Annotated in this window: 5 protein-coding genes; 1 reads left to right on the top strand and 4 read right to left on the bottom strand. The window is 66.3% G+C overall.

What is annotated here, in order from left to right:
• The 4 genes from ACLFRM_RS09130 to ACLFRM_RS09115 all read right to left on the bottom strand — a co-directional run.
• Nucleotides 1-1,367: FAD-dependent oxidoreductase (locus ACLFRM_RS09130; protein WP_410755429.1), on the bottom strand; the 1,367-nt coding region annotated here is incomplete at its 3' end.
• Complete coding sequence (locus ACLFRM_RS09125) at nt 1,354-1,548, bottom strand: hypothetical protein (RefSeq protein WP_410755428.1); 195 nt, start codon at nt 1,546-1,548, stop codon at nt 1,354-1,356. The genes ACLFRM_RS09125 and ACLFRM_RS09130, both read right to left, overlap by 14 nt.
• 13 nt (nt 1,549-1,561) lie before the next feature.
• The gene (locus ACLFRM_RS09120; RefSeq protein WP_410755427.1) at nt 1,562-2,713 is read right to left on the bottom strand and encodes an acyl-CoA dehydrogenase family protein; all 1,152 of its coding nucleotides are present in this window, start codon (nt 2,711-2,713) and stop codon (nt 1,562-1,564) included.
• Between the two features lie 58 nt (nt 2,714-2,771).
• Nucleotides 2,772-3,335, bottom strand: a complete 564-nt coding sequence (locus tag ACLFRM_RS09115) for an OsmC family protein (protein WP_410755426.1) — start codon at nt 3,333-3,335, stop codon at nt 2,772-2,774.
• 366 nt (nt 3,336-3,701) lie between these two features.
• Between ACLFRM_RS09115 and cynS the strand changes: the two genes are divergently transcribed.
• On the top strand, nt 3,702-4,145 hold the full coding sequence (gene cynS, locus ACLFRM_RS09110) for a cyanase (RefSeq protein ID WP_410755425.1): 444 nt from the start codon (nt 3,702-3,704) through the stop codon (nt 4,143-4,145).
• Nucleotides 4,146-4,209: the final 64 nt, after the last annotated feature.

The raw sequence follows: 4,209 nt of genomic DNA, 5'->3' as shown, positions 1-4,209 counted from the left end.
TCGTGTTCGGATACCGCCTTGCCGGCGAGCGCGTAACCCGCCAGTTGGCCGCGACTGACGAAGTCGTTGCGCTGGCCGTCGGTGACGCGCTGGGGCGTCCAGTGGCCCAGATCGGCAAGCCGGCGATCCGGCGGACAGAGCATGATCGGCAGGCTCGGTGTCTTGACGCGAATGCTGGCGGGGCGGTGTTCGAAGGGCAGACAATCGCCGTCGAGGGCGGCGGCGGCCGTCTCGGCCATGCGACGGATCGGCTCGATGAAGAAATAGCTGTTGCCCCCGATCTCGGCGCAGTCACCAATGGCGTAGACATGCGGATCGCTGGTCTGCATGGTCTCGGCCGAGGCGAGGATGCCGCGGTTGGTCACCAGTCCGGCACGTCGGGCCAGGTCGGTGTTGGGCACCAGGCCCATCGCGGAGATGACCTCGTCGGTGTCGATCTCGCCGCCATTGGTCAGCGTCACCCGCAACCGGCCGTCGGCATGGTCGACACGCGCGAGGCTGGTGCCCGGGCGGAAGTCCACGCCCTTGGCGGCCAGATGCTGTTCAAGTTCCCGGCCCAGCGGCGCGGGCGCCAGCCGGTCGAGCATGTGCTCGCCGAGATCGAGCAGGGTGACTTGATGCCCGCCGGCGGTGAGGTCCTCGGCCAGCTCCACGCCGATCAGGCCGGCGCCGATGATGGTCAGGTGGCGTGGCTCGTCATCGAGACGCGAGCGCAGGCGCTGGTAGGCGGCCAGGTGATTGAGGCGGGTGATGCGGTTGGCGGCATCGCCGTCGAAGGGACGGAAGCGCTGGCGGGCGCCGACTGCGAGCACGAGATCGCCGTAGTGCACCGGCCCGCGGGTGGTCAGCAGCCGCCTGGCGGCGGTATTCAGCGCCAGCACCGAGGTGTTCGGTTGCAAGGTGATGCCCAGTTCGGCGGCCTTGGCCGGCCCGCTCTGCTCGATGAGATCCGCCGGTGCCCGTCCCTGGGAGATGGCCATCGACAGGCCGGGCTTGGTGTAGGAGGCGGCCTCGTCGTTGCTGATCAGGGTGATCGGGCGGTCCGGGTCGCGGGCGCGCAGCTGCTCGGCGAGCGTCCAGCCGGCGATACCGGCGCCGACGATGACCACCGAATCGGGCCCGCCCACCCCGCCACGGGCGGCACGCGGTCGTGGCGCGTCGCTCTGGGCGGCACGTTGCGCGGCGTACTCGTGCAGCGGCATGAAGTCGGCCTTGGTGACGCCACACAGCGGGCAGTACCAGTCGTCGGGGATGTCCTCGAAGCGGGTACCCGGCGCGATGCCGCTGTCCGGGTCGCCCTCGTCCTCGTCGTAGATCCAGCCGCAGACGGTGCAGATCCAGCGGATGTCTTCTTCAGGCGTGTTCATGGCGGGTCACCTTGGTCTCGTTCGTTTCGTACACGGTTGGGGGACGTGGCTCGTGCTTGGGTCGGGTCGCGTCGATGGTCTGGAAGCCGAGCGAGACGAGCAGGAGCGTGGCCAGCAGGGCCGGTCCCGGGCGGCCCGGGGCGCGGCGCCCGTCGTTGCGGTCGGGCAGTGGGGCTGGCAAGGGAGTCATCGTCTCAGTCGATCAACGCCTCGATTTCCTTCCTCAGGTGCTTGATCGCCGGGGTCACGATGGCGACGAAGTAGGCCTCGCGCAGCTTGCGCTGGGCCGGGGCGTCGACGAGGTACCCGTTCGCGCCGGTGTGCAGCATCGCGCTGTTGGCCGCGCGCAGGGCGAGCTCGGAGCCGGCCAGTCGCAGTTCCAGTACCTGGCGGAAGTAGGCCGGGTCGGGGTTGTACACGTCGGTCGCCAGTTCGCGTACCAGCGCGCGGGCATCATCGAGGGCCTCGCGCAGTTCCTCGGGCCGGTCGTCGAGATAGCAGTTGACGTGACCGAGGCGCGGCTCGACCTCCTCGCACAGTCGGATGCAGCCTTCGATCACGCCGGTGGCCATGCCCGCCTGCAGCAGGACGAAGCCGGCCTTGATGCGTTGCAGGAACGGGCCGACCGGATCGGCGAGGATCTGGCTCCTGGGGATGAAGACATCCTTGAAGAACAGGGCGTAGGTGCCGGTGCCCTCCATGCCGCAGAACTCGACCAGTTGCCGGAACTCGAATCCGGGGGTGTCGGTGTGGACCAGTGCCATCACGTCACGCGGGTTGTCGCCCTCGACGCGGAAGATCGAGCCGAAGACGTGCGATTCGCCCAGATTCGAGATCCAGGGCAGTTGGCCATTGACGATGAAACCGTCGTCGGTCTCCTCGGCGTGCAGCAGGATGTCCTCGATGCCGGCGAAGTACTTCATCGGGTTGGAAAGCGCGGTGCCGCCGAGCAGTTCGCCGCTGGCCAGTTTCGGCAGGACGGTGTCCTTGAGGTGCTGGTTGTCGGAATTCTCGACGTACCAGGCCACGGCGTCCTGGCACCAGGTCATGAAGCCGGTGGACATGCACTCGGCCGAGATGCGGTCCATGTCGTCGATGGCCGCGGCGATGTCCATGCCGCCGGGATTCTGGGTCGCGAGATGGTGGCGATAGGCACCGGCTGCACCGATTTCGTGCAGGATGTCGGCGGGGTATTCGCCATGGTCGATCGCGATCACCTTGGGCTTGAGCGAGCGACGGATGATCGTGTCGAGATCGGGGGCCGGCTCGGTCTTCAGAAAGGTCGGTACCTCGGGCGGGGCGACGCCGGTTCGGGCCGCCACCGGATCGTGGGTTGCGAGATTCATTGGATCATCTCCGTAAGGGGGCCCGGCGGACCGGGCCGATTGGATGACGTCTCGGTGATCAGGCGAGGTGACAGGAGAGGTCGACCGGACGGGTCATGGTGTTGGCCACCGGCGACCATTTCTCGGCCGTGTCGAGCAGATCCTGCAGGTCTTCCTGGCTGATCGGGTCGACCGTCTCGACGTCGAAGTAGACGCGGATGGCGGTAAAGCCCAGCGGCTTGGATTCGTCGAGGTCACCCGTGCCCCAGACGGCGGTGACGTTGATGTCCGCTTCCATGTCCAGCTCGAGCTTGCTGATCTTGATGCCGCGGGCGGTGGCGTTGGCATGCACGCCGACGGCCAGACAGGCGCCCAGAGCGGCCAGGGTGGCCTCGGAGGGGTTCGGGGCGGTGTCGTCACCGAGGAGGTGCGGCGGCTCGTCGACCACGACCGGGTCGAGGTCGCGGATGTAGGTCAGGTTGCGAAAGCGACCTTCGCAGACGGTCTTCGCCTTGAGGGTGACCACCGCATCCGGATTGGCCTTGCCCTTCTCGCCCAGGGCCTTGAGGCCGTCGGCGTCGATTTCCTTGATCGCCTGGCGGATGCAGGACGGGGCGACGGGTTGGGCGGTTTCTGTGCTCATGTGGATTCACTCCGTTTGTCAGATTGGCTTGGACGTGGGTGGGAACTCTTAAGGGCGAGTCCCGTCGTCGCCTACTGCATTGCAGAGGCTGTGCCAACAAACGGAAATGGCGTCACGGCGGCGTTTGCCGTGAATTCTTCTCGGGTCGCCCCATGGCGGGGCGCACACTGTCGGACAATGTCCGGTGATCGTGCGGCTGGAGGTGGACAATGTCCGTCCCTTGGCTGGCCGGAGGCCGACAGGATCGTCCAACCCCCTGAAAACACGTTGAAACGCACCCTTGGCAGGCTTCTTGTAAAGACAGGGTCAGTGGCCATTGCCGGCCACGAAGTCAATCCAACGTGACCCCTCGACGGAGATGCCGACATGATGACCAAGCAAGCACTGACCGACCTGATCCTGGAAAAGAAGACCGAGCTGGGCCTGACCTGGGCCGACATCGCCAGCGGGGTGGGGCTGTCGCCGACCTTCGTCACCTCGGCGTGCCTGGGCATGAACAGCCTCAAGCCCGAGTTTGCCGACAAGCTGATCGCCATCCTCGAGCTGCCGGCCGAGGCCAAGGCCGCCATCGAGGCCTGTCCCATGAAGATCTGGGAGCAGACGGTGCCCACCGATCCGCTGATCTATCGCCTCTACGAGGTAGTGGGCGTCTACGGTCCGACCATGAAGGAGCTGATCCACGAGGAATTCGGCGACGGCATCATGAGCGCGATCGATTTCTCGCTCGACATCGATCGCGAGGCCAACCCTGCCGGCGATCGCGTCGTGATCACCATGAACGGCAAGTTCCTGCCGTACAAATCCTGGTAGGGTCGCTCGCGGCGCGTACGCGAGTTCGATGTGAAAAAGGGCGCGTCTCGACGCGCCCTTTTCT

The sequence above is a fragment of the Guyparkeria sp. genome, from assembly GCF_046540515.1.
Taxonomy (GTDB): Bacteria; Pseudomonadota; Gammaproteobacteria; order Halothiobacillales; family Halothiobacillaceae; genus Guyparkeria.
The sequence above is the reverse complement of the archived record's forward strand: the minus strand, read 5'-3'. Positions and strand labels throughout refer to the sequence as shown.